General features: G+C 63.2%; 20 protein-coding genes. 16 read left to right on the top strand and 4 right to left on the bottom strand.

The genetic code is table 11. The features are described from left to right. Positions 1–5: 5 nt before the first annotated feature. From murD to lpxC, 9 genes are all read left to right on the top strand, one after another. Positions 6–1,352 carry a UDP-N-acetylmuramoyl-L-alanine--D-glutamate ligase gene (gene murD, locus ACF8MI_RS08880; protein ID WP_200929117.1) on the top strand — a complete coding sequence of 449 codons (1,347 nt, stop codon included), beginning with the start codon at positions 6–8 and terminating at the stop codon, positions 1,350–1,352. After that, positions 1,349–2,563, top strand: coding sequence for a putative lipid II flippase FtsW (gene ftsW, locus ACF8MI_RS08875; protein WP_060499795.1), 1,215 nt, complete (start codon positions 1,349–1,351; stop codon positions 2,561–2,563). The genes murD and ftsW overlap by 4 nt, the downstream gene beginning before the upstream one ends. Then, positions 2,553–3,632 carry an undecaprenyldiphospho-muramoylpentapeptide beta-N-acetylglucosaminyltransferase gene (gene murG / locus ACF8MI_RS08870; protein ID WP_060499796.1) on the top strand — a complete coding sequence of 360 codons (1,080 nt, stop codon included), beginning with the start codon at positions 2,553–2,555 and terminating at the stop codon, positions 3,630–3,632. Before ftsW ends, murG begins: the two co-directional genes overlap by 11 nt. Next, a complete protein-coding gene (gene murC, locus ACF8MI_RS08865; RefSeq protein ID WP_016713564.1) occupies positions 3,625–5,073 on the top strand; it encodes a UDP-N-acetylmuramate--L-alanine ligase in 1,449 nt (482 codons plus the stop codon). Before murG ends, murC begins: the two co-directional genes overlap by 8 nt. Then, positions 5,070–6,026, top strand: a complete 957-nt coding sequence (locus ACF8MI_RS08860; protein ID WP_060499797.1) for a D-alanine--D-alanine ligase — start codon at positions 5,070–5,072, stop codon at positions 6,024–6,026. Before murC ends, ACF8MI_RS08860 begins: the two co-directional genes overlap by 4 nt. A gap of 5 nt (positions 6,027–6,031) precedes the next feature. Next, positions 6,032–6,901: a cell division protein FtsQ/DivIB gene (locus ACF8MI_RS08855; RefSeq protein WP_012274056.1), complete on the top strand. Its 870-nt coding sequence runs from the start codon at positions 6,032–6,034 to the stop codon at positions 6,899–6,901. A 14-nt stretch (positions 6,902–6,915) separates the two neighbouring features. After that, positions 6,916–8,178, top strand: a complete 1,263-nt coding sequence (gene ftsA, locus ACF8MI_RS08850) for a cell division protein FtsA (protein WP_016713566.1) — start codon at positions 6,916–6,918, stop codon at positions 8,176–8,178. Positions 8,179–8,233: 55 nt separating this feature from the next. Then, positions 8,234–9,430 carry a cell division protein FtsZ gene (gene ftsZ / locus ACF8MI_RS08845; protein WP_003251871.1) on the top strand — a complete coding sequence of 399 codons (1,197 nt, stop codon included), beginning with the start codon at positions 8,234–8,236 and terminating at the stop codon, positions 9,428–9,430. Between the two features lie 112 nt (positions 9,431–9,542). Further along, positions 9,543–10,454, top strand: coding sequence for a UDP-3-O-acyl-N-acetylglucosamine deacetylase (gene lpxC / locus ACF8MI_RS08840; protein ID WP_016713567.1), 912 nt, complete (start codon positions 9,543–9,545; stop codon positions 10,452–10,454). A 53-nt stretch (positions 10,455–10,507) separates the two neighbouring features. Here the strand turns inward: lpxC and ACF8MI_RS08835 are convergent, their stop codons facing one another. Beyond that, complete coding sequence (locus ACF8MI_RS08835; RefSeq protein ID WP_104833378.1) at positions 10,508–10,963, bottom strand: DUF721 domain-containing protein; 456 nt, start codon at positions 10,961–10,963, stop codon at positions 10,508–10,510. A 302-nt stretch (positions 10,964–11,265) separates the two neighbouring features. Between ACF8MI_RS08835 and secA the strand changes: the two genes are divergently transcribed. From secA to ACF8MI_RS08815, 4 genes are all read left to right on the top strand, one after another. Continuing rightward, positions 11,266–14,001, top strand: a complete 2,736-nt coding sequence (secA, locus tag ACF8MI_RS08830) for a preprotein translocase subunit SecA (RefSeq protein WP_016713569.1) — start codon at positions 11,266–11,268, stop codon at positions 13,999–14,001. Positions 14,002–14,088: 87 nt separating this feature from the next. Next, on the top strand, positions 14,089–15,306 hold the full coding sequence (argJ, locus tag ACF8MI_RS08825; RefSeq protein ID WP_060498020.1) for a bifunctional glutamate N-acetyltransferase/amino-acid acetyltransferase ArgJ: 1,218 nt from the start codon (positions 14,089–14,091) through the stop codon (positions 15,304–15,306). Positions 15,307–15,461: 155 nt separating this feature from the next. Further along, the gene (locus tag ACF8MI_RS08820; RefSeq protein WP_060498019.1) at positions 15,462–16,094 is read left to right on the top strand and encodes a glutathione S-transferase family protein; all 633 of its coding nucleotides are present in this window, start codon (positions 15,462–15,464) and stop codon (positions 16,092–16,094) included. Beyond that, positions 16,091–17,035: a Nudix family hydrolase gene (locus tag ACF8MI_RS08815; RefSeq protein WP_060498018.1), complete on the top strand. Its 945-nt coding sequence runs from the start codon at positions 16,091–16,093 to the stop codon at positions 17,033–17,035. The genes ACF8MI_RS08820 and ACF8MI_RS08815 overlap by 4 nt, the downstream gene beginning before the upstream one ends. A 32-nt stretch (positions 17,036–17,067) precedes the next feature. Here ACF8MI_RS08815 and ACF8MI_RS08810 read toward each other — a convergent pair whose 3' ends face one another. Genes ACF8MI_RS08810 through ACF8MI_RS08800 form a run of 3 tightly spaced genes read right to left on the bottom strand, consistent with a single transcriptional unit; the run spans position 17,068 to position 20,615 of the window. Further along, positions 17,068–17,634 (bottom strand): cob(I)yrinic acid a,c-diamide adenosyltransferase, encoded by a 567-nt coding sequence (locus ACF8MI_RS08810; protein WP_060498017.1) that lies wholly within the window; start codon positions 17,632–17,634, stop codon positions 17,068–17,070. A 1-nt stretch (position 17,635) separates the two neighbouring features. Beyond that, positions 17,636–19,660, bottom strand: a complete 2,025-nt coding sequence (locus ACF8MI_RS08805) for an ATP-binding protein (RefSeq protein ID WP_060498016.1) — start codon at positions 19,658–19,660, stop codon at positions 17,636–17,638. Positions 19,661–19,697: 37 nt separating this feature from the next. After that, complete coding sequence (locus ACF8MI_RS08800; RefSeq protein ID WP_060498015.1) at positions 19,698–20,615, bottom strand: putative 2-dehydropantoate 2-reductase; 918 nt, start codon at positions 20,613–20,615, stop codon at positions 19,698–19,700. Positions 20,616–20,715: 100 nt separating this feature from the next. Here ACF8MI_RS08800 and ACF8MI_RS08795 point away from each other — a divergent pair, with 100 nt between their 5' ends. From ACF8MI_RS08795 to ACF8MI_RS08785, 3 genes are all read left to right on the top strand, one after another. Then, entirely contained in the window at positions 20,716–21,201 is a 486-nt protein-coding gene (locus ACF8MI_RS08795; RefSeq protein ID WP_016713577.1) for a YajQ family cyclic di-GMP-binding protein, read from the top strand. Between the two features lie 114 nt (positions 21,202–21,315). Then, positions 21,316–22,155, top strand: coding sequence for a mechanosensitive ion channel family protein (locus tag ACF8MI_RS08790; protein WP_016713578.1), 840 nt, complete (start codon positions 21,316–21,318; stop codon positions 22,153–22,155). A gap of 111 nt (positions 22,156–22,266) precedes the next feature. Continuing rightward, positions 22,267–23,511 carry an MFS transporter gene (locus ACF8MI_RS08785; RefSeq protein WP_200929118.1) on the top strand — a complete coding sequence of 415 codons (1,245 nt, stop codon included), beginning with the start codon at positions 22,267–22,269 and terminating at the stop codon, positions 23,509–23,511. The last annotated feature ends 1 nt before the right edge of the window (position 23,512 follow it).

Genomic DNA, 23,512 nt, shown 5'->3' with positions numbered 1-23,512 from the left:
TGAGCGTGTCTTTGATCGCTTCCGACCAATTCCGCATCGTTGTCGGCCTCGGCAAGAGCGGCATGTCCCTGGTTCGCTTCCTGGCGAACCGGGGCATTGCCTTTGCGGTCGCCGACACCCGCGAGCAACCGCCGGAACTGGACACCCTGCGCCGTGATTACCCGCAGGTGGAAGTGCGCTGTGGTGAACTGGATGTGGACTTCCTGTGCCGCGCCAACGAACTGTACGTAAGCCCTGGCCTGGCCCTGGCCACGCCAGCCCTGCAGCAGGCTGCTGCGCGTGGTGTGAAACTGTCCGGTGACATCGAACTGTTCGCCCGCAACGCCAAAGCGCCGATCATTGCCATCAGCGGCTCCAACGCCAAGAGCACTGTCACTACTCTGGTCGGCGAAATGGCCGCCAAGGCGGGCAAGCGTGTAGCGGTGGGTGGCAACCTCGGTACCCCGGCGCTGGACCTGCTGGCCGATGACGTCGAGCTGTACGTGCTGGAGCTGTCCAGCTTCCAGCTGGAAACCACCGACCAGCTCAATGCTGAAGTGGCCACCGTACTGAACATCAGCGAAGACCATATGGACCGCTACAGCGGCCTGCCGGCCTACCACCTGGCCAAGCACCGGATTTTCCGTGGCGCGAAGCAGGTCGTGGTCAACCGTCAGGACGCCCTGAGCCGGCCGCTGCCGGTGGAAGGCCGCCCGTGCTGGACCTTCGGCCTCAACCAGCCGGACTTCAAGGCCTTCGGCCTGCGCGAAGTGGATGGCGAGAAATACCTGGCATTCGAGTTCCAGGCGCTGATGCCAGCGCGTGAACTGAAGATTCGCGGTGCGCACAACCAGAGCAATGCCTTGGCGGCGTTGGCCCTGGGGCATGCCGCAGGCCTGCCGTTCGAGCCCATGCTCGAAGCCCTGCGCGAGTTCGGTGGCCTGGCCCATCGCTGCCAGTGGGTGCGTGAGCGCAATGGCGTGAACTGGTACGACGATTCCAAGGCCACCAACGTCGGTGCAGCTTTGGCCGCCATCGAAGGCCTGGGTGCCGATATCGAAGGCAAATTGGTATTGATCGCCGGTGGCGACGGCAAAGGTGCCGAGTTCACGGCCTTGCGTGAGCCGGTCAAGCGCTTCTGCCGGGCCGTGGTACTGCTTGGCCGTGATGCCGAGCGCCTGGCCGAGGCCCTGGGTGATGACGTACCACTGGTACGGGTCAAGACCCTTGATGACGCCGTGCAACAGTGTGCCAAACTGGCTCAGGCCGGCGATGCCGTGCTGCTGTCGCCCGCATGTGCCAGCCTCGACATGTTCAAGAACTTCGAAGAGCGCGGGCGCCTGTTCGCCCAGGCAGCGGGAGGCCTTGCATGATCTTCGGCATCTTCAAGCCCTACCCGTCGCCGCTGATCAGCGGCCGTGGCATCGACCTGGACTTCCCGATGCTCGCCGGCTGCCTGGCCTTGCTGGGCCTGGGCCTGGTGATGATCACCTCGGCGTCGTCGGAAGTGGCTGCGGTGCAGTCGGGCAACCCGCTTTATCACATGTTCCGCCACCTGGTGTACGTGTTCCTGGGCCTGGTGGCCTGTGGCGCCACCATGCTGGTGCCGATCGCCACCTGGCAGCGCATGGGCTTCATGATGCTGCTGGGCGCCTTCGGCCTGCTGGTGCTGGTGCTGGTGCCGGGTATCGGCCGTGAGGTGAACGGTTCGATGCGCTGGATCGGTTTCAGCTTCTTCAACGTGCAGCCTTCGGAAATCGCCAAGGTATTCGTGGTCGTTTACCTGGCCGGTTACCTGGTACGTCGGCAAACCGAGGTACGCGAGACCTGGATGGGCTTTTTCAAACCGTTCATCGTGCTGCTGCCCATGGCTGCCCTGTTGCTGATGGAGCCGGACTTCGGCGCCACCGTGGTAATGATGGGTGCCGCGGCGGCCATGCTGTTCCTGGGCGGGGTGGGGCTGTTCCGCTTCAGTCTGATGGTGGTGTTGGCGGTGCTGGCGGTGTTCGTACTGGTACAGGCGCAGCCGTACCGGATGGCGCGACTTATTACCTTTACCGACCCGTGGTCCGACCAGTTCGGCTCGGGCTACCAGTTGACCCAGGCACTGATCGCCTTCGGCCGTGGCGAGTGGCTGGGCGTTGGCCTGGGCAACAGCGTGCAGAAGCAGTTCTACCTGCCCGAGGCGCACACCGACTTCGTGTTCTCGGTATTGGCCGAAGAACTGGGCGTCGTCGGTTCGCTGGTGACCATCGCATTGTTCGTGTTCGTCACCGTGCGTGCCCTGTACATCGGCCTGTGGGCCGAAAAAGCCAAGCAGTTCTTTGCAGCGTATGTGGCCTTTGGCCTGGCCTTCCTGTGGATTGGCCAGTTCCTGATCAACATCGGCGTAAACGTCGGCCTGCTGCCGACCAAAGGCCTGACCCTGCCGTTCCTCAGTTACGGAGGTAGCTCGCTGGTGATCTGCTGCGCCTGCGTGGGTTTGTTGCTGCGCATCGAGTGGGAAAGCCGTACGCACCTGGGCAGCGAGGAACACGAATTCAGCGAAAGCGATTTTGCCGAGGAGACCAGTCATGGCCGCTGACGGCAAGAACGTATTGATCATGGCTGGCGGCACCGGGGGCCACGTGTTCCCGGCCCTGGCCTGCGCGCGGGAGTTCCAGGCGCGCGGTTACAGCGTGCACTGGCTGGGCACCCCGCGTGGCATTGAGAACGAGCTGGTGCCACAGGCTGGCTTGCCACTGCACCTGATTCAGGTCAGCGGCCTGCGCGGCAAAAGCAAACTGTCGCTGCTCAAGGCGCCGTTCACCCTGGTCAAGGCCGTGCTGCAGGCTCGGCGCATCATTCGCCAGCTCAAGCCGGTGTGCGTGCTGGGCTTTGGTGGCTACGTGACCGGCCCCGGCGGTGTGGCCGCGCGGTTGTGTGGCGTGCCGCTGGTGATCCACGAACAGAACGCGCGTGCAGGTACCGCCAATCGGCTGCTGGTGCCGCTCTCGGCGCGGGTCTGCGAAGCTTTCCCGAACACCTTCGAGGCCAGCGACAAGCGTCGTACCACCGGCAACCCGGTGCGCCCGGAGCTGTTCATGGAAGCGCAACGCGCCCCCCTGGCCGAGCGCCGTGCACGCCTGCTGGTGCTCGGTGGCAGTCTGGGTGCGGAACCATTGAACAAATTGTTGCCTAAGGCCCTGTCCGAAGTGCCCGCCACCCTGCGGCCAGAGGTGTTCCACCAGGCCGGCAAGCAACACGCGCCGATTACCGCCGAGCGTTATCACGAGGCGGGCGTCGAGGCTCAGGTAGAGCCCTTTATCAAGGACATGGCCCAAGCCTATGGCTGGGCCGACATGGTGGTGTGCCGGGCCGGTGCCCTGACCGTCAGCGAGCTGGCGGCAGCAGGCCTGCCCTCGATGCTGGTGCCTTTGCCCCACGCCATCGACGATCACCAGACCCACAACGCCCAATATCTGGCCCGAGAAGGCGCTGCCTTCCTGATGCCACAAGCGACAACTGGCGCAGCGCAGCTCGCTGAACGCCTGAACGAGGTGCTGATGCAACCCGAAAAACTCAACGTCATGGCAGGCACCGCACGGCGCCTGGCCAAACCTGCCGCAACCAGCACCGTGGTCGATATCTGCCTGGAGGTGGCCCATGGTTGAGAGCCAGAAAGCCATGCCCCAACCGAAGATGGGCCGTATCCGCCGTATCCACTTCGTCGGTATCGGCGGCGTGGGCATGTGCGGCATTGCCGAAGTGTTGCTGAACCTGGGCTATGAAGTGTCCGGTTCCGACCTGAAAGCCTCGCCGGTGACCGAGCGCCTGGAATCGTTCGGTGCCGAGATCTTCGTCGGCCACCGCGCCGAGAACGCCGCCACCGCCGATGTGCTGGTGGTGTCCAGCGCCATCAACCCGGCCAACCCGGAAGTGGCCACCGCCCTGGAGCGCCGCATTCCGGTAGTGCCGCGCGCCGAGATGCTTGCCGAGCTGATGCGCTACCGCCATGGCGTGGCCGTGGCCGGTACCCACGGCAAGACCACCACCACCAGCCTGCTGGCCTCGGTGTTCGCCGCCGGCGGCCTGGACCCGACCTTCGTCATCGGTGGCCGCCTGACCGCTGCCGGCACCAATGCCCAGCTGGGTACCAGCCGCTACCTGATCGCCGAAGCGGATGAAAGTGATGCCAGCTTCCTGCACCTGCAGCCGATGGTAGCCGTGGTCACTAACATCGACGCCGACCACATGGCGACCTATGAAGGTGACTTCAACAAGCTGAAGAAAACCTTCGTCGAGTTCCTGCACAACCTGCCGTTCTACGGCTTGGCCGTGATGTGCCTGGACGACCCGGTGGTGCGCGAGATCCTGCCGCAGGTGAAGCGCCCGACCGTAACCTATGGCTTCAGCGAAGAGGCCGACATCCGCGCCATCAACGTTCGCCAGCAGGGCATGCAAACGCACTTCACCGTGCTGCGTCGCGACCGCGAGCCGCTTGAGGTGTCGGTGAACATGCCCGGCAACCACAACGTGCTCAACGCCCTGGCCACCATTGCCATCGCCACTGACGAAGGCATCACCGACGAGGCCATCATCCAGGGCTTGTCTGGCTTCCAGGGTGTCGGTCGACGTTTCCAGGTGTATGGCGAACTGCCGGTCGAAGGCGGCAGCGTGATGCTGGTCGACGACTACGGCCACCACCCGACCGAAGTGGCGGCGGTGATCAAGGCCGTGCGGGGGGGGTGGCCAAGCCGCCGCCTGGTGATCGTCTACCAGCCGCACCGCTACAGCCGCACCCGCGACCTGTACGACGATTTCGTCCAGGTGCTGGGCGATGCCAACGTGTTGCTGCTGATGGAGGTCTACCCGGCCGGCGAAGAGCCGATTCCCGGTGCCGACAGCCGCCAGCTTTGCCACAGCATCCGTCAGCGCGGCAAGCTGGACCCGATCTACATCGAACGTGGCGCCGAGCTGGCACCGCTGGTGAAACCGCTGCTGCGCGCAGGTGACATCCTGATCTGCCAGGGTGCCGGTGATGTCGGCGGCCTCGCCCCGCAACTGATGAAAAGCCCGCTGTTCGCTGGCGCCAAGCAGGAGAAGTCGAAATGACCAGCGCCTACGAAAAGCTGCACTCAACCCTGGACGTCAAGGCGTTCGGCCGTGTCGCCGTGCTGTACGGTGGCAAAAGCGCCGAGCGTGAAGTGTCGCTGAAGTCCGGCGCTGCGGTGATCGATGCCCTGACCACTGCCGGTGTCGACGTGGTCGCCATCGATGTGGGCGACGACCTGCTCGACCGCCTGCAAAGTGAGAAGATCGACCGCGCCTTCATCATCCTCCACGGCCGTGGCGGTGAAGACGGCAGCATGCAAGGCCTGCTGGAGTGCCTGGGCATCCCCTACACCGGCAGTGGCATCCTTGCCTCGGCGTTGGCCATGGACAAGCTGCGCACCAAACAGGTGTGGCAGAGCCTGGGTATTCCCACCCCGCGCCACGCGGTATTGGCGAGCGAAAGCGATTGTTTGCAGGCCAGTACGGAACTGGGCTTCCCGCTTATCGTCAAACCCGCCCATGAAGGCTCTAGCATCGGCATGGCCAAGGTGAACAGCGCCCAGGAACTGGTCGCTGCCTGGCAGGACGCCGCCAAATACGATTCCCAGGTACTGGTGGAACAGTGGATCCACGGCCCGGAGTTCACCATCGCGGTCTTGCGCGGTCAGGTGCTGCCGCCGATCGCACTGGGGACGCCGCATGTGTTCTACGACTACGACGCCAAGTACATCGCCAACGATACCCAGTACCGCATCCCGTGCGGCCTGGACAGTGACAAGGAACAGGAACTGATCGACCTGACCGCACGCGCCTGCGATGCCATCGGCATCGAAGGCTGGGGGCGTCTGGACGTGATGCAGGACGAGCAGGGCCGGTTCTGGCTGCTCGAAGTCAACACCGCACCCGGCATGACTGATCATAGCCTGGTGCCCATGGCGGCCCGCGCGGCTGGCCTGGACTTCCAGCAACTGGTGCTGGCAATCCTGGCTGAAAGCGTGGCGACGCGAGGTTAATAACCATGCAAGGCGCGATGATACGTCAGCAGCAACCCGTTACCGGCCGTAGTAAGCCGGTGCCGCGTGGTGCCAGCCGGCTGGTGGCCGACGAGCCCGTATCGGCGCGCCTGCCGCGTCCAAGCCTGGGCGGCCTCAAACGCCTGCTGTGGCCGGTGCTGCTGGTGGCGGCCGGCTTTGGTGCCTATGAGGGTGCCATTCGCCTGATGCCCTATGCCGACCGGCCGATCACCAAGATCGACGTGCAGGGTGACCTCAGCTACATCAGCCAGCAATCGGTGCAGCAGCGTATCGCGCCCTACGTGGCGGCGAGTTTCTTCAGCGTCGACCTGCCGGCGATGCGTGCGGAACTCGAACAGATGCCATGGATCGCCCACGCCGAAGTGCGCCGGGTGTGGCCCGACGAGGTGGTGATCCGCCTGGAAGAACAGCTGCCGGTGGCACGCTGGGGTGACGAAGCCTTGCTCAACAACCAGGGCCAGGCCTTTACCCCGCGTGAACTGGCCAACTACGAGCACCTGCCGCAGCTGGCCGGGCCGCAACGTGCTCAGCAACAAGTCATGCAGCAGTATCAGGTATTGAGCCAGATGCTGCGCCCCCTGGGCTTTTCCATCGCTCGCCTGGAGCTGCGCGAGCGAGGCAGCTGGTTCCTGACCACGGGCGCGAGCAGCGCCGGGCCAGGCATCGAGCTGCTGCTGGGGCGCGACCATCTGGTGGAGAAGATGCGCCGTTTCATTGCCATTTACGACAAGACACTCAAAGACCAGATCACCACTATCGCCCGCATTGATCTGCGTTATTCCAACGGACTTGCCGTTGGCTGGCGGGAACCGATTGCACCGACGACGGCCCAACCCGCCGTTGCGAAGAATTAGAGAGAGGCAGGACCATGGCAAACGCGCATAGCGGCAAAATGATCGTCGGGCTGGACATTGGCACCTCCAAGGTGGTGGCGCTGGTGGGCGAAGTGGGCGAAGACGGCACCCTGGAAATCGTCGGGATCGGCACCCATCCGTCCCGCGGCCTTAAGAAAGGCGTGGTGGTGAACATCGAGTCCACCGTGCAGTCGATCCAGCGTGCGGTGGAAGAAGCCCAGCTGATGGCCGGCTGCCGTATCCACTCGGCCTTCGTTGGCGTGGCCGGCAACCACATCCGCAGCCTGAACTCCCACGGCATCGTCGCCATCCGCGACCGCGAGGTCAGCCTGGCCGACCTGGAGCGCGTGCTCGACGCCGCCCAGGCCGTGGCTATTCCGGCCGACCAGCGTGTGCTGCACACTCTGCCGCAGGACTACGTGATCGACAACCAGGAAGGCGTGCGCGAGCCACTGGGCATGTCGGGCGTGCGTCTGGAAGCCAAGGTTCACGTGGTCACCTGCGCAGTGAATGCGGCGCAGAACATCGAGAAGTGTGTACGCCGCTGTGGCCTGGAAATCGACGACATCATCCTCGAGCAGCTGGCCTCGGCGTACTCGGTGCTGACCGACGATGAAAAAGAACTGGGCGTATGCCTGGTGGACATCGGTGGTGGCACCACCGACATCGCCATCTTCACCGAAGGCGCCATTCGTCACACCGCGGTCATCCCGATTGCCGGCGACCAGGTGACCAACGACATCGCCATGGCCCTGCGTACCCCGACCCAGTACGCCGAAGAAATCAAGATCCGCTACGCCTGCGCCCTGGCCAAACTGGCCGGTGCCGGCGAGACCATCAAGGTGCCGAGCGTGGGCGACCGCCCACCGCGCGAGCTGTCGCGCCAGGCCCTGGCCGAGGTGGTGGAGCCACGTTACGACGAGCTCTTCACCCTGATCCAGGCCGAGCTGCGCCGCAGCGGCTACGAGGACCTGGTGCCGGCCGGCATCGTCCTCACCGGCGGCACCGCGAAGATGGAAGGTGCCGTGGAACTGGCCGAGGAAATCTTCCACATGCCGGTACGCCTGGGCGTACCGCACAGCGTTCGGGGGCTGAGCGACGTGGTGCGCAACCCGATCTATTCCACCGGCGTGGGCCTGCTCACCTACGGTCTGCTGAAGCAGTCCGAGGACATGGTCCTGACCGGTAACAGCAACAGCAGCAACAACAGCTATGGCGATGAACCGAAGGCCCCAGTACTTGAGCGCTTCAAGAAGTGGGTCCAGGGCAACTTCTAAGTTTCAAAGCAGTAGTGGTAGGCGCAACAACTAGAGAACTGTAAGGAGAGGGAAAATGTTCGAGCTCGTAGACAACGTCCCGCAAAGCCCGGTCATCAAGGTGATCGGCGTTGGTGGTGGTGGCGGCAACGCCGTCAACCACATGGTCAAGAGCAGCATCGAAGGCGTGGAATTCATTTGCGCCAACACCGATGCTCAAGCGCTTAAAAACATCGGTGCGCGTACCATCCTGCAATTGGGCACTGGCGTGACCAAGGGCCTGGGTGCCGGTGCCAATCCGGAGGTCGGCCGTCAGGCCGCGCTGGAAGACCGTGAGCGCATCGCTGAAGTGCTGCAGGGCACCAACATGGTGTTCATCACCACTGGCATGGGCGGCGGTACCGGTACCGGTGCAGCGCCGATCATTGCCGAAGTGGCCAAGGAAATGGGCATCCTCACCGTAGCCGTGGTGACCCGTCCGTTCCCGTTCGAGGGCCGCAAACGTATGCAGATCGCCGATGAAGGCATCCGCATGCTGGCCGAAAGCGTCGACTCGTTGATCACCATCCCTAACGAGAAGCTGCTGACCATCCTGGGCAAGGATGCCAGCCTGCTGTCGGCGTTCGCCAAGGCTGACGATGTTCTGGCCGGTGCCGTGCGCGGTATCTCCGACATCATCAAGCGTCCGGGCATGATCAACGTCGACTTCGCCGACGTGCGTACCGTGATGGGCGAAATGGGCATGGCCATGATGGGTACTGGTTGCGCCAGCGGCCCGAACCGTGCGCGTGAAGCCACCGAGGCTGCCATCCGCAACCCGCTGCTGGAAGACGTCAACCTGCAGGGCGCCCGCGGCATCCTGGTGAACATCACCGCAGGCCCGGACCTGTCGCTGGGTGAATACTCCGATGTGGGTAGCATCATCGAGGCCTTCGCCTCTGACCACGCCATGGTCAAGGTCGGCACCGTGATCGACCCGGACATGCGCGACGAACTGCACGTGACCGTTGTGGCCACCGGCCTGGGCGCGCGCATCGAGAAGCCGGTCAAAGTGGTGGACAACACCCTGCAGACCGCTCAGCAGGCGTACGAAGCATCCAACCCCGCACCGGTTCGTCAGGAGCAGCCAGCGGTCAACTACCGTGACCTGGAGCGCCCGACCGTAATGCGTAACCAGGCCCATGCAGGTGCTGCCGCAGCCGCTAAACTGAACCCTCAGGACGACCTGGACTACCTCGATATCCCGGCTTTCCTGCGTCGTCAGGCTGATTAATGGAATTTATCAGGGGTATAAAGGTGATTGGTATTCATCAAAGGTTGGGTCTGTTATCATCCCCAGCCTTTGTTGATACCTGTTCGCAATTTGCGCTGAAGCGGCCAATGCCATGATTAAACAACGCACCCTGAAGAATACCATCCGTGCCACAGGTGTCGGTCTGCACTCCGGGGAGAAGGTTTACCTGACCCTCAAGCCTGCACCTGTTGACACCGGCATCGTCTTCCGCCGCGCCGACCTCGACCCTGTGGTCGAAATCCCTGCGCGTGCGGCCAACGTCGGCGAGACAACCATGTCGACGACGCTGGTCAACGGTGACGTCAAGGTCGATACGGTCGAGCACCTGCTCTCCGCCATGGCGGGCCTGGGCATCGATAACGCCTACGTCGAGCTCTCCGCCTCGGAAGTGCCGATCATGGATGGCAGCGCCGGTCCTTTTGTATTCCTGATTCAGTCTGCCGGCCTGGAAGAACAGGACGCAGCCAAGAAGTTCATCCGCATCCTGCGTGAGGTCACCGTGGAAGAGGGCGACAAGCGCGCCACGTTCCTGCCTTTCGAAGGGTTCAAGGTGAGCTTCGAGATCGACTTCGATCACCCGGTCCTCAAGGGCCAGACCCAGAGTGCAGTCGTCGACTTTTCCAGCACCTCGTTCGTGAAGGAAGTCAGCCGCGCCCGCACCTTCGGTTTCATGCGTGACATCGAGTACCTACGCAAGCACAACCTTGCGCTGGGCGGCAGTGTAGAGAACGCCATCGTCGTCGACGAAACGGGTGTGCTTAACGAAGACGGCCTTCGTTCCGATGACGAATTCGTCAAGCACAAGATCCTCGACGCCATTGGCGACCTGTATCTGCTGGGCAACAGCCTGATCGGCGAGTTCAAGGGCTACAAGTCCGGCCACGCGCTGAACAACCAGCTGTTGCGCAAGCTGATTGCCGAAACCGATGCCTGGGAAGTGGTCACTTTCGAAGATGCCAGCACGGCACCGATCTCGTACATGCGCCCTGTTGCGGCCGTGTAAGTTCGAACACTCTCTCTAGTGTTGTAATCAAGGCCACCCTCGGGTGGCCTTTTTTATGCCTTGCTGTTGGCGTGGGCAGCCAACCGTTCCAGTGCGGCACGCAGCTTGGGGTCGGTGATGCCCTCGGCGGTGTCGCGCAGGCTCTCGGCGGCGCTGTTCGAGAGTTCGGCAGCATGCCCGCCGCGCTTGGCCGGCACCAGCGGCGGTTGGACCTTGTACAGGATGCGCCGGAGGTTGCCGAAGGCTTCCATGGCCTGCAATGCCGCCAGCAGGCGCTTTTGCTGGTAGCGCAGGCGCGTTGCCCAATGGCCGTCGGTAACCACCAACAGCAAGGTACCATCGCGCCAGGACGCGACATGGCAGTGTTCGCGGGCGGCCGGTTGCAGCTGGCTTTCCAGCAGGCGCTGCAGGTGCTCCAGGCGCTCGGCCTGGTTCAGCAGCAGGCGCAGCGGGCGCACCTGGCGGAGCAGGGCGGAAGGTGGCTGGGCGGGGGAGGGTTTGTAGGTCATGGGGTATGCATGAGGTTACGTGGTCAGCAGTTTAACACCTCTATAGCCTGCACCGGCCTCTTCGCGGGCAGCAGAAGATAAGACTAATTCTCGATACCTTTCATGTTGCCAAGCCTTGAACTCAGGGAAAATGCCCCTATCTAAGACAAGCCCCCGCCAAAACGCTGTAATAGCATCGTGGAAATCCACCACTTTCCTCACCATCGTTTCCGGGTAGAATGCTCGTTCGCATGCGGCCTCAGGGCTGCACGGGCGACTCATGGGGCCGCCCTCCATCCCTACGTGTGGAAGATCCTGCCGATATGTTTGCGCCTTTGTTAAAGAAACTTTTTGGAAGCAAGAACGAGCGTGAAGTGAAACGCATGCTCAAGACGGTGAGTATCGTCAATGCCTTCGAAGAGAAGATGGTGGCCCTCTCCGACGAACAGCTGCGGGGCAAAACCGCAGAGTTCAAGGAGCGTTTGGCCAAAGGCGAGACACTGGACCAATTGCTGCCTGAAGCCTTCGCCGTGGCCCGTGAGGCCGGCAAACGCGTGATGGGCATGCGCCACTTCGACGTGCAGCTGATCGGCGGCATGACCCTGCACGAGGGTATGATCGCAGAAATGCGCACCGGTGAAGGCAAGACCTTGGTCGGTACCCTGGCCGTGTACCTCAATGCACTGTCCGGCAAGGGTGTGCACGTGGTCACCGTCAACGACTACCTGGCCCGCCGTGACGCCAACTGGATGCGCCCGCTGTACGAATTCCTCGGCCTGTCGGTCGGAATCGTCTCGGCGTTCCAGCCGCCGGAAGAAAAGCGCGCGGCCTATGCGTCCGACATCACCTACGGCACCAACAACGAATTCGGTTTCGACTACCTGCGCGACAACATGGCGTTCAGCCAGGACGAGAAGTTCCAGCGTGAACTGAACTTCGCCGTGATCGACGAAGTCGACTCCATCCTCATCGACGAAGCGCGCACCCCGCTGATCATTTCCGGCCAGGCCGAAGACAGCTCCAAGCTGTACATCGAGATCAACCGCCTGATCCCGCGCCTGACCCAGCACATTGAGGAAGTGGAAGGCCAGGTTACCCAGGAAGGCCACTTCACCATCGACGAGAAGAGCCGTCAGGTCGAGCTGAACGAAGCCGGTCACCAGTACATCGAGGAAATGCTCACCCAGGCCGGCCTGCTGGCCGAGGGCGAGAGCCTGTACTCGGCGCACAACCTGGGCCTGCTGACCCACGTCTACGCTGGCCTGCGCGCGCACAAGCTGTTCCACCGCAACGTCGAGTACATCGTCCAGGACGGCCAGGTACTGCTGATCGACGAACACACCGGTCGTACCATGCCGGGTCGTCGCCTGTCCGAGGGCCTGCACCAGGCCATCGAAGCCAAAGAGAACCTGAACATCCAGGCCGAGAGCCAGACCCTGGCTTCGACCACGTTCCAGAACTACTTCCGCCTGTACACCAAGCTGTCCGGCATGACCGGTACCGCTGACACCGAAGCGTTCGAGTTCCAATCGATCTACGCGCTGAACGTGATGGTGATCCCGCCGAACAAGCCACTGGCGCGTAAAGACTTCAACGACCTGGTGTACCTGACCGCCGACGAGAAATACGCTGCGATCATCGCTGACATCAAGGAAAGCATGAAGCAGGGCCGGCCGATCCTGGTGGGTACCGCGACCATCGAAACGTCCGAGCACATGTCGAACCTGCTCAAGAAGGAAGGCATCGATCACAAGGTACTGAACGCCAAGTACCACGAGAAGGAAGCCGAGATCATCGCGCAAGCCGGTGCCCCGGGCGCGCTGACCATCGCCACCAACATGGCCGGCCGTGGTACCGACATCCTGTTGGGTGGTAACTGGGAAGCCGAAGTGGCCGCCCTGGAAAACCCGACCGCCGAGCAGATCGCGCAAATCAAGGCCGACTGGCAGAAGCGTCACCAGCAGGTGATCGAAGCCGGTGGCTTGCATGTGATCGCCTCCGAACGCCACGAATCGCGCCGTATCGACAACCAGCTGCGGGGCCGTTCCGGCCGTCAGGGCGACCCGGGTTCCAGTCGCTTCTACCTGTCGCTGGAAGACAGCCTGATGCGCATCTTCGCCTCTGACCGGGTGAAGAATTTCATGAAGGCACTGGGCATGCAGTCGGGCGAGGCCATCGAGCACCGCATGGTCACCAACGCCATCGAGAAGGCCCAGCGCAAGGTCGAAGGCCGCAACTTCGACATCCGTAAGCAATTGCTCGAATACGACGACGTGGCCAACGAGCAGCGCAAGGTGATCTACCACATGCGCAACAGCCTGCTGGCCGCCGAAAACATCGGCGACACCATCGTCGAATTCCGCAAGGAAGTGCTGGACGCTACCATCAGCCAGCACATCCCGCCGCAGTCGCTGCCCGAGCAGTGGGACGTGGCCGGCCTGGAAGCGTCGCTGGCCAGCGATTTCGCCATGAAGTTGCCGATCCAGCAGTGGCTCGACGAGGACGATCACCTCTACGAAGAGACCCTGCGCGAGAAGCTGCTGAACGAAATCACCACGGCCTACACCGAGAAGGAAGACCAGGCCGGTATCGACGCCCTGCGTACCTTCGAGAAGCAGATCCTGCTGCGCGTGCTGGACGACCTGTGGAAAGACCACCTGTCGACCATGGACCACCTGCGTCACGGTATTCACCTGCGCGGCTATGCGCAGAAGAACCCGAAGCAGGAATACAAGCGCGAGTCGTTCACCCTGTTCCAGGAGCTGCTCGAGTCGATCAAGCGCGACACCATCCGCGTGCTGTCGCACGTTCAGGTTCGCCGCGAAGACCCGGCCGAGGAAGAAGCCCGTCTGCGCCGCGAGGCCGAGGAACTGGCCAGCCGCATGCAGTTTCAGCATGCCGCTGCACCGGGCCTGGAAAGCGAGCAACTGAGCGAAGAAGGTGCCGAAGTGGCAGTAGCCTCGGCGCCGGTGCGCAATGACCAGAAGCTGGGCCGTAACGAGCCGTGCTGGTGTGGTTCGGGCAAGAAGTTCAAGCATTGCCATGGCCAGATCGAGTGATCTGACCTGATTGCTGTATCGTGACAACCCTGGGGGCCGCATTGCGGCCCCCTTTTTCCATATTCACCGTTTTCTAGGAGCGCTCTAATGGCTGTTGGTCTTGGTCCTTTGCCCACCCTGCACCCGGTTCCGGGTTTTGAACTCGGCATCGCTTCTGCAGGCATCAAGCGCCCTGGGCGCAAGGACGTGGTGGTGATGCGCTGTGCCGAAGGCTCCAGCGTGGCCGGTGTGTTCACCCTCAACGCGTTCTGCGCAGCGCCGGTGATCCTGTCCAAGCAGCGTGTACAGGGCACCGTGCGTTACCTGCTGACCAATACCGGTAATGCCAACGCCGGTACCGGCGCGCCAGGCTTGGCGGCTGCCGAGCGTACCTGCGCCAAGCTGGCCGCGCTGGCTGGCGTGCCGGCCGAGTCGGTACTGCCGTTCTCCACCGGCGTGATCGGTGAGCCGCTGCCGGTCGAGAAGATCGAAGGTGCACTGCAGGCCGCCCTCGACAACCTGTCGGAAAACCACTGGGCTGAAGCCGCCACCGGCATCATGACCACCGACACCCTGCCCAAGGGTGCCAGCCGCCAGTTCCAGCACGATGGCGTGACCGTGACTGTCACCGGTATCAGCAAGGGTGCAGGCATGATCCGCCCGAACATGGCCACCATGCTCGGTTACATCGCCACCGACGCCAAGGTTGCTCCGGCGGTGCTCAAGGACCTGATGCTGGACGGCGCCAACAAGTCGTTCAACCGCATCACCATCGACGGCGACACCTCGACCAACGACTGCTGCATGCTGATCGCCACCGGCAAGGCCAACCTGCCAGAAGTCACCGAAGCCAGCGGCGCGCTGTTCGAAGCGCTGAAAAAGGCGGTGTTCGAAGTGTGCATGGAGGTGGCCCAGGCCATCGTTCGTGACGGCGAAGGTGCTACCAAGTTCGTGACCGTGCAGGTCAACGGCGGTGGCAACCACCAGGAATGCCTGGACGTCGGCTACGCCGTGGCCCACTCGCCGCTGATCAAGACTGCACTGTTCGCCTCCGACCCGAACTGGGGCCGTATCCTCGCGGCTGTTGGCCGTGCAGGCGTGCCGGAGCTGGATGTGAGCCTGATCGACGTGTACCTGGACAGCGTGTGCATCGCCAGCCAGGGCGGCCGCAGCCCAAGCTACACCGAAGCGCAAGGTTCGGCAGTGATGGCCCAGGAAGAGATCACCATTCGTATCGAGCTGGGCCGTGGTGCGTGCAGCGAAACCATCTGGACCACCGACCTGTCCCACGAATACGTGAAGATCAACGCCGAGTACCGTACTTGATGTACTGATCCTAAGGCCCCTTCGCGGGCAAGCCCGCTCCCACAGGTTTTGCACTGCCTGTAGGGGCGGTGCGATCCCTGTAGGAGCGGGCTTGCCCGCGAAAGGCTGCATAGCAGCCTGCGGGTTTTGCAATACAAACCTGATGGAGCCGAACCATGAGCTATCACCTGATCATCGGCGACAAGCTGTATTCCTCCTGGTCGCTGCGTGGCGCCCTGGCCCTCGAGCTGGCTGGCGTGCCCTACGAAGAAACCCTGATCAAACTCAACCAGCCTGACACCCGTCAGCGCATCCTCGCATTCTCCGCCACTGGCAAGGTACCGCTGCTCAAGACCGAGCACGGTGTGATCGCCGACTCCCTGGCGATTGGCGAATACCTCAACGAACAGCACCCTGACGCGCAACTGTGGCCTGCCGATGTCGCTGCCCGTGCCCAGGCCCGCTCTGCCTGCGCGCAGATGCACAGCGGCTTCTTTGCCCTGCGCGGCGCCATGCCGTTCGACTTGTCGCGTGACAGGGCCCTGGACGAAGTGCCACTGGACGTGCAAGTCGACATCGACCGTATCGTCGCGCTTTGGTCCGAATGCCGCGTGGTGGCCAAGGACAACGGCCCGTTCCTGTTCGGCAAGCCGAGCCTGGTCGATGCTTTCTTCGCCCCGGTGGCCGTACGCCTACGCACCTACCGCGTGGCGGTGCCAGCAGAGGCGGCCGCCTACATCGAGACCATTTATCAGTGGCCAGCCTTCAAGGCTTGGCAGCAGGCAGGCCTGGCGGAGCGTGAAGGGTGAAACGGATTCATGTAGTAGCTGCCGTGATTCGCGGCAATGACGGCCGTATTCTGATCGCACGCCGGGCGGATACCCAGCACCAGGGCGGCCTGTGGGAGTTTCCCGGCGGCAAGGTAGAACCGGGCGAAAGCGTGGAAGCGGCGCTGGCCCGTGAGCTGCGCGAGGAACTGGGCATCGAGGTGACCCGTTCGCGTGCGCTGATCAAAGTCAGCCATGATTACCCGGACAAGCAGGTGCTGCTGGACGTGCGCGAGGTCGACGCGTTCACCGGCGAACCCCATGGCGCCGAAGGGCAGCCGCTGGAATGGGTGGCCCCGCGCGACTTGCCGCAGTACGAATTCCCGGAGGCCAACAAGCCGATCGTTGCCGCTGCGCGCCTGCCGGACCAATACCTGATTACCCCGGATGGCCTGGAAGTGCCGCAGATGCTCAAGGGCATCCAGAAGGCGGTGGCCAGCGGTATTCGGCTGATCCAGCTGCGTGCCCCGGACATGTACGACCCCAAGTACCGCGATGTGGCGGTGGATGCGGTAGGGCTGTGTGCGGGTAAGGCACAGCTGATGCTCAAGGGGCCGCTGGAGTGGCTGGGTGACTTCCCCTCGGCGGGTTGGCACCTGACGGCGGCGCAGTTGCGCAAGTACGCGGCCAAGGGCCGGCCATTCCCCAAGGAACGTTGGCTGGCAGCGTCGTGCCACAGCGCTGAGGAGCTGGCGCTGGCGGAGCAGATGGGCGTGGACTTCGTCACCCTGTCGCCCGTGCAGGCGACCCAGACTCATCCCGAGGCGGTGCCGTTGGGCTGGGATGAGGCGCAGCGGTTGATCGCCGGGTTCAACAAGCCTGTCTACCTGCTGGGTGGGGTAGGGCCCGGTGAACGCGAGCAGGCTTGGGAAGCCGGTGCACAAGGTGTGGCCGGGATCCGGGCGTTCTGGCCTGAAATCTGAGCAATTGGGGCTGCAAAGCAGCCCCGGCAATATCAGCTCTGAGGCTTCTCGGCAGGTTGCCACAGCACTTCAGCAATGCCCTGCCGCCGCCCAATGATCCGGGCCGCCACAAACAGAAGATCCGAAAGCCGGTTGATATACGCCAAGCCGACGCCCTCCAGTGGCTCCACCGCATTCAGCTGCTGACACCGTCGCTCCGTACTGCGTGCCAGACACCTGCATACGTGCGCCTGAGCGACCAATGCCGAACCACTGGGCAGTATGAAGTTCTTCAACGGCCCCAGCTCCTCATTCCACACATCGATAGCCGCCTCCAGCCGCTCGACCTCCGCCAGGTTCAACGCCTGGTAACTCGGCATTGCCAACTCGCCCCCAAGGTCGAACAAGCGGTGCTGACACGGCGCCAGCACGGCGCTCACCTCATCCAGCCCTTGCTCGACCAACCCCGCCAGCAGTACGCCCAACTGGCTGTTCAGGCTGTCCACCTCGCCAATCGCCTCGATCCGCGGGTGGTCCTTGGGTACCCGGCGACCGTCGCCCAGGCCGGTTTCGCCCTTGTCGCCGGTGCGGGTGTAGATCTTCGACAGGCGGTAGCCCATGTCACTTCTCCGTATTGGCCGGCGCCGCCGGCTGGCCGAGGGGCAGGCGCAGGGTAAAGCAGGTGCCCTGGCCGGGCGTGGACTGCACTTCCATCTGCCCCTTATGGTTATTGGTGATGATGAAGTACGAGACCGACAGGCCCAACCCGGTGCCCTGGCCAATTTCCTTGGTGGTGAAAAACGGCTCGAAGGTGCGCTTGCGCACCGCCTCGGGCATGCCGACGCCGTTGTCCTCGACTTGAATTTCCGCCCAAGGCGGATTCAGCCGCGTGCGCAGGGTTATACGCCCGGGTTCACTCGGCTGAGGGCGCAGGTGGATGGCCTGGGCCGCGTTTTTCAGCAGGTTGAGCAGTACCTGCTCCAGTTCGTTGGCCGTGCACGGCACCGGACCCAGTGTGGGGTCAAACTGGCGCACGATGGCCTGGCCCTTGAAGTCGAAACCGATGGTGAGGTCGAAGTCGTTGCTGGCAATTTCCACCGCCTGGTCGATCAGGGCCGGCAGGTCGCACGGCACCAGCTGGCGGTTGCTGCGGCGGCTGAAACTGAGCATGTGCGTGACGATCTTGGCGGCTCGCGCGCCAGCCTGCTGGATACCGTCCAGCAATTGCGGCACTTCGCGGCTGGCCAGGTAACGGTTGACCGTTGGCAGGTCGATACCCAGCTCTTCGGCCTGTTCCTGGTTGCGCGGCAGCTCCGGTGACAGGCGCCGGCGGATGTTCTGCACGTTGTGCAGAATGGCACCCAGCGGGTTGTTGATCTCGTGGGCCATGCCGGCAGCCAGGCCACCGACTGAAAGCATTTTCTCCGACTGCACCATCATCTCTTCCAGCGAAAGCCGCTGGGTGATGTCGTCGATGCGAATCACCACGCCGCGCCCGCCGCCGCCGGTCAGCGGGTAGAAGGTCAGGGCGTAGTGGCGAAGGTCGTCGCCCTTGGGCCAGGTGACCCGCTCGATCTTTGCCACCCGGTGCTTCTCGACCGTTTCCTTCAGTTGCGGAAGGAATGGCTTGAGCGGTTCGAAGGCGATGAATACCGGTTGGTTCAGCGCTTCGTCCAGTGGTGTGCCGGAGAGTACCGTGGCTTCGTGGTTCCACTGCGTCACGTAGAGCTGTTCGTCGAGGGCGATCAGCGCCGAGGGCATCGAGTCGATGATGCTGTTGAGGTAGTTCTGGAAGCCCGTGAGCTTTTTCTCGATCTTGCTGCGTACCTGTACTTCCAGCTCCAGCTTGCGGTTGGTGTGGCGGGTTTCCTCGGCCAGGCCCTGGGCCTGGTCATAGGCATCCTGGAACTCGTCGCGGGCGCGCTTGAGCTGCTGCTCGCGGGCTTCGATGCGTGACAGCATGGTGTTGAAGGCATCGGCCAGGCTGCCGATTTCATCGTCGTTGCCGCGCCGGGCGCGCAGGGCGTAGCTTTCTTCGCGGGTGACCTGGCGGCTGAGCTCTTCAAGCTGGTTGATCGGCTGGGTAATCAGGCGCTTGATCTGCCGGGCGATGACGATCCACAGCAGGATACTGAACACCAGGATGCCCAGGCTGGCGCTGAGGGTGCCGGTGTAGAAGGCGGTGGGCAGCTCGCTGCTGGCCACCAGCAGCAGGTGCGCCGGCGGGTTGGCGTCGCGCGGGATGCGGATCAGCTGGGTGCTGCGAAACTCCATCAGGCGCCAGCCGTCGATGTTGCGAAAACGCTTGGGCAGGGTTAGCGGATCGCCATGCTGCAATTGCGCCAGCATGCGGCCATCGCCACCGTAGACGGCGGCCGCACGTAATGGCGTATAGCTGTCCAGCTCCTTGAGCAGGGCGTTGGCGGTTTCTGCGGTGTCACCCGCGCGGGAGGCAAGCTGCGGGTTGGCCACCAGCCGCCCGATAGTCTGCAGCGCCTGCGGGGCCATGCTCTCCTGGGTGATCCAGTAGGCGGCACTGATGAAGGTGAGGTTGGCCACCAGCAGGATGGTCACCAGCAATACCAGCAGGGCCGCCAGCAGCTTCTGCCCGACCGGGAGGTTTTCCAGGCGTTGGCGCAAGGTCATGGGCTAGGCAATGTCCGTATCCGGTTGAAGGGCCGCATCAGTCGCAGGGCAAGCCACGTGTGCGCAAGTTATCGACCAGGCGCTGCCGCAAGTGTTCAAGCTGCGGCAATTGCAGGCCATGGCGCCCGGCTGCGCGGCAGGCATGGCCGAGCAGGTAATGCACCTCGGTGCGTCGGCCGGCGCGCACGTCCTGGTACATGGAAGAGTAGTTGGCTGCGGTGGCGAGGATCACCCGTTGCACTTCCTCGTCCAGCTCGACTGCTGCTTGCGGTTGGCCGCAGCGGCGCAGTAATTCGGCCAGTTCGGTACACAGCGCGTCAACTTCGCTCAGGTGCCCCAGCAGCCCGCCGTTCTGGCAGTCGTGCAGCACGGTCAGCGGGTTGATGGCGCAGTTGAGCGCCAGTTTGCGCCACAGGCGGGTAAGGATGTCCACGGTCCATTCAGCGGGGATGCCGGCGTCATGCAGGTCATCGAACCAGGCGGGGAGGGTCGGGTGGCGCGGGTCACCCAGCCAGTTGAAACCATGGCCGGCAAAGCGTACCTGCCAGTCGCCTTCGCGGAACGCCCCTTCGGTGCTGGACGCGAAGATGCAGCGTGCATGGGGCACCAGGTCGGCCACGTCGTCCTGGCTGCCCAGGCCGTTCTGCAGCAACACCACGTCGGCACCCTCGGCCAGCCTGTGTGCCACACCGGCAATGGCCGGGGCGGCATCGTAGGCCTTGCAGGCCACCAGCAGGCGGTGGATGGGGCCTTGCGCCTGCGCGGTTTCGGCGGGAATGGCGTAGTGGTGGTGCTGGTCCTGTTCAACCAAGGTCAGGCCGCCGGTTTGCTGGTAGGCCTGCAGCCGTTGACCGTCCCGCAGGATCAGGCGCACAGCTTTGCCTGCGCGCGCCAGGCGGCAGGCCCACAGGCTGCCCAGGCTGCCGGCGCCGAGAATATGCCAGGTGCTGCTCATATGCGTTTCGCAACCCGTTATAATGAGCCCGCATTTTAACCGTCAAACCCAGCGCGCTCCATCGTCAGCCTGAGCGCGCTTTTATTTTGGGAGAACAACCATGCCTTCGTTCGACGTGGTATCGGAACTGGACAAGCACGAAGTGCAGAACGCGGTCGACAACGCCATCAAGGACCTGGACCGCCGCTACGACCTCAAGGGCAAGGGCACCTTCGAGTTCAAGGACAAAGAGCAGACCGTGATGCTCACCGCCGAGGAAGAATTCCAGCTCGAAGCCATGCTGGAAATCCTGCGCCTGGCGCTGGTCAAGCGCAAGATCGACGTGAAATGCCTGGAAACCAAAGACCCGTACGCCTCCGGCAAGGAAAAGAAACAGGAAGCCAAGTTCCGCGAAGGCATCGACAAGGACCTGGCCAAGAAGATCGTTGCCACCATCAAGGATGGCAAGCTGAAGGTGCAGGCCGCCATCCAGGGCGAGCAAGTGCGCGTGACCGGCAAGAAGCGTGACGACCTGCAGGAAGCCATCGCCCTGCTGCGCACCAAGGAATTCGACATGCCGCTGCAGTTCAACAACTTCCGCGACTGATGCAGGTAATGCCCGGAACCCCGATGGCCAAATGATGTCCATCGGTTCCATGGCCGCGTTGCGGGTTGCGGCCGGTTTTACCGTGTACATGCCTTCAGGCATCAGGAGATGAATATGGATTTGAACGCTGAAGTCGATCAGCTCGTCCGCCAGTCCCAGACGTGGATCCCGTTGATCATGCAATACGGCAGCCGCCTGCTGTTGGCGCTGCTGACACTGGCCATTGGCTGGTGGCTGATCAACCGGGTCAGCACGCGCTTGGGCAAGCTGGCCGGGTTGCGCGCCGATGCGGCCCTGCAAGGGTTTATCAGCACTTTGTCGAACATTGTGCTGAAGGTGCTGCTGTTCGTCAGCGTGGCGTCGATGATCGGCATCGAGACCACCTCGTTTGTCGCCGCTATCGGTGCCGCAGGCCTGGCGATCGGCCTGGCGCTGCAGGGTAGCCTGGCAAACTTCGCGGGTGGGGTGTTGATCCTGATGTTCCGCCCGTTCCGCATCGGTGACTGGATCGAGGCGCAGGGTGTGGCCGGTACGGTCGACAGCATCCAGATCTTCCACACCGTGCTGCGCACCGGTGACAACAAGACGGTGATCATGCCCAACGGCAGCCTGTCCAACGGCATCATCACCAACACCAACCGCCAGCCGACGCGCAAGGTGGTGTTCGATGTGGGCGTGGACTACGAGGCCGACCTGCAAAAGGCCCGCAATGTGTTGCTGGAGCTGGCGCAGGACCCCCGCGTGTTGTCCGATCCGGCACCGCAGGCGGTGATTTCCACCCTGGGCGACAGCTCGATCACCGTGTCGTTGCGCCTGTGGGTCAAGACCGCCGATTACTGGGATGTAATGTTCATGCTCAACGAGCATGCGCGTGACCGGCTGAAGGCTGAAGGGATCGATATTCCGTTCCCGCAGCGGGTGATTCGCGTGGTGCAGGAGACTGCAACGCAGTGACACCTCATTGAAACCGGGGCGCAAGGCCCCGGTTTTTACACTTGTTCACAGCAATATCGCGCCATTTCTGGCATATAGCCTTACCCCTCCTGCCACACCCGATACGCCATCATGAAACCACTGCTCTACATCACCCCCCTGCGCGCCTTGTTGTTCGGCCTCACTCTGGCCCTGTTCGAGCTGCTGACCTACCTGGCCAGCGACGCAGTCATGCCGGCCATGCCGGTGGTGGTGGGCGACCTGAACGCCAGCCCCGAATACATCCCCCATGCCCTCAATCTGTACCTGCTGGGGGGCGTGGTGCTGCAATGGCTGATCGGCCCGCTGGCCGACCGTTATGGCCGGCGCCCGCTGTTGCTAGCTGGCTGCGCGTGCTTCGGCCTGGCCTGCCTGGCCACGTTCTGGGTCCACGACATCGGCCTGTTCAACCTGTTGCGCCTGTTGCAGGGCATCGGCCTGGGCTTTGTGGTCACGGTCAGCTACCCGGCCTTGAACGAAGCGTTCAGCGAGGCTGATGCGGTGCGCATGATGGCCCTGCTGGCCAACATCGCCTTGCTGTCGCCGTTGCTCGGGCCGCTGGTGGGTACCTTGCTGCTGCAGTGGCTGGATTGGCGCTGGCTGTTCGTGGCCTTTGCCATCGGTGCGGTGCTGGCCTGGGTGCTGTTGTACCGGTTGATGCCGGAAACGCTGGGTGTGGAGCGCCGTGACGGTTCTCGCCTGGCATTTACGCCGATTCACCTGCTGCCGTTGCTGGCCGGTTATGGCCAGTTGTTGGCCAACCGCCGTTTCGTTGCCGGCAGTGCTGCCCTGGGGCTGGTCGGTTTGCCGCTGATTGGCTGGATCGGCCTGTCGCCGGTGCTGCTGATTCACGATGAGGGGCTGAGCACAATGGAATACGCCTTGTGGCAGCTGCCGGTATTTGGCGGGCTGATCCTGGGCAACCTGATCATCAACCGCATCGCCGACCGCTACCCGCTGCCGGCCCTGGTGCGAGGCGCGCTGTGGCCTTATCTGGCCGGCCTGAGCCTGATGGTGCTCGCGACCTGGTACTGGCCAAGCGTGACCAGCGTGGTGGCGGGCATGTCGCTGTACGCGCTGGGGTTGGGTGTAGCCAACGCCGTGCTGTACCGCATGACGTTGTTCTCCAGCGAGCAGAGCAAGGGCCTGGTGTCGGCCATGCTGGGGATGATCACCATTGCCTTGCTGGGCTTGGGCGGGGCAGTGCTGGCCATGATCGGCGCCGGGGCCAGCTTGCTGCACTTTGCCTTGGCGGCGGGTGTGGCGGGGGCGTTGGCGCTGTGGCCGCTGTGGTTTGTCGTAGGCGGGCGGCCTGGGGAAGGGGCTGTCGCTCAGTAAT

Source organism: Pseudomonas sp. yb_9, assembly GCF_043103635.1.
Classification (GTDB): domain Bacteria; phylum Pseudomonadota; class Gammaproteobacteria; order Pseudomonadales; family Pseudomonadaceae; genus Aquipseudomonas; species Aquipseudomonas monteilii.
The sequence above is the reverse complement of the archived record's forward strand: the minus strand, read 5'-3'. Positions and strand labels throughout refer to the sequence as shown.

Coding starts and splice junctions, on each gene's coding strand:
- ftsW (WP_060499795.1), top strand. CDS start 1,349: ATGATCTTCGGCATCTTCAAGCCCTACCCGTCGCCGCTGATCAGCGGC.
- murG (WP_060499796.1), top strand. CDS start 2,553: ATGGCCGCTGACGGCAAGAACGTATTGATCATGGCTGGCGGCACCGGG.
- murC (WP_016713564.1), top strand. CDS start 3,625: ATGGTTGAGAGCCAGAAAGCCATGCCCCAACCGAAGATGGGCCGTATC.
- ACF8MI_RS08860 (WP_060499797.1), top strand. CDS start 5,070: ATGACCAGCGCCTACGAAAAGCTGCACTCAACCCTGGACGTCAAGGCG.
- ACF8MI_RS08855 (WP_012274056.1), top strand. CDS start 6,032: ATGCAAGGCGCGATGATACGTCAGCAGCAACCCGTTACCGGCCGTAGT.
- ftsA (WP_016713566.1), top strand. CDS start 6,916: ATGGCAAACGCGCATAGCGGCAAAATGATCGTCGGGCTGGACATTGGC.
- ftsZ (WP_003251871.1), top strand. CDS start 8,234: ATGTTCGAGCTCGTAGACAACGTCCCGCAAAGCCCGGTCATCAAGGTG.
- lpxC (WP_016713567.1), top strand. CDS start 9,543: ATGATTAAACAACGCACCCTGAAGAATACCATCCGTGCCACAGGTGTC.
- ACF8MI_RS08835 (WP_104833378.1), bottom strand. CDS start 10,963: ATGACCTACAAACCCTCCCCCGCCCAGCCACCTTCCGCCCTGCTCCGC.
- secA (WP_016713569.1), top strand. CDS start 11,266: ATGTTTGCGCCTTTGTTAAAGAAACTTTTTGGAAGCAAGAACGAGCGT.
- argJ (WP_060498020.1), top strand. CDS start 14,089: ATGGCTGTTGGTCTTGGTCCTTTGCCCACCCTGCACCCGGTTCCGGGT.
- ACF8MI_RS08820 (WP_060498019.1), top strand. CDS start 15,462: ATGAGCTATCACCTGATCATCGGCGACAAGCTGTATTCCTCCTGGTCG.
- ACF8MI_RS08810 (WP_060498017.1), bottom strand. CDS start 17,634: ATGGGCTACCGCCTGTCGAAGATCTACACCCGCACCGGCGACAAGGGC.
- ACF8MI_RS08805 (WP_060498016.1), bottom strand. CDS start 19,660: ATGACCTTGCGCCAACGCCTGGAAAACCTCCCGGTCGGGCAGAAGCTG.
- ACF8MI_RS08800 (WP_060498015.1), bottom strand. CDS start 20,615: ATGAGCAGCACCTGGCATATTCTCGGCGCCGGCAGCCTGGGCAGCCTG.
- ACF8MI_RS08795 (WP_016713577.1), top strand. CDS start 20,716: ATGCCTTCGTTCGACGTGGTATCGGAACTGGACAAGCACGAAGTGCAG.
- ACF8MI_RS08790 (WP_016713578.1), top strand. CDS start 21,316: ATGGATTTGAACGCTGAAGTCGATCAGCTCGTCCGCCAGTCCCAGACG.
- ACF8MI_RS08785 (WP_200929118.1), top strand. CDS start 22,267: ATGAAACCACTGCTCTACATCACCCCCCTGCGCGCCTTGTTGTTCGGC.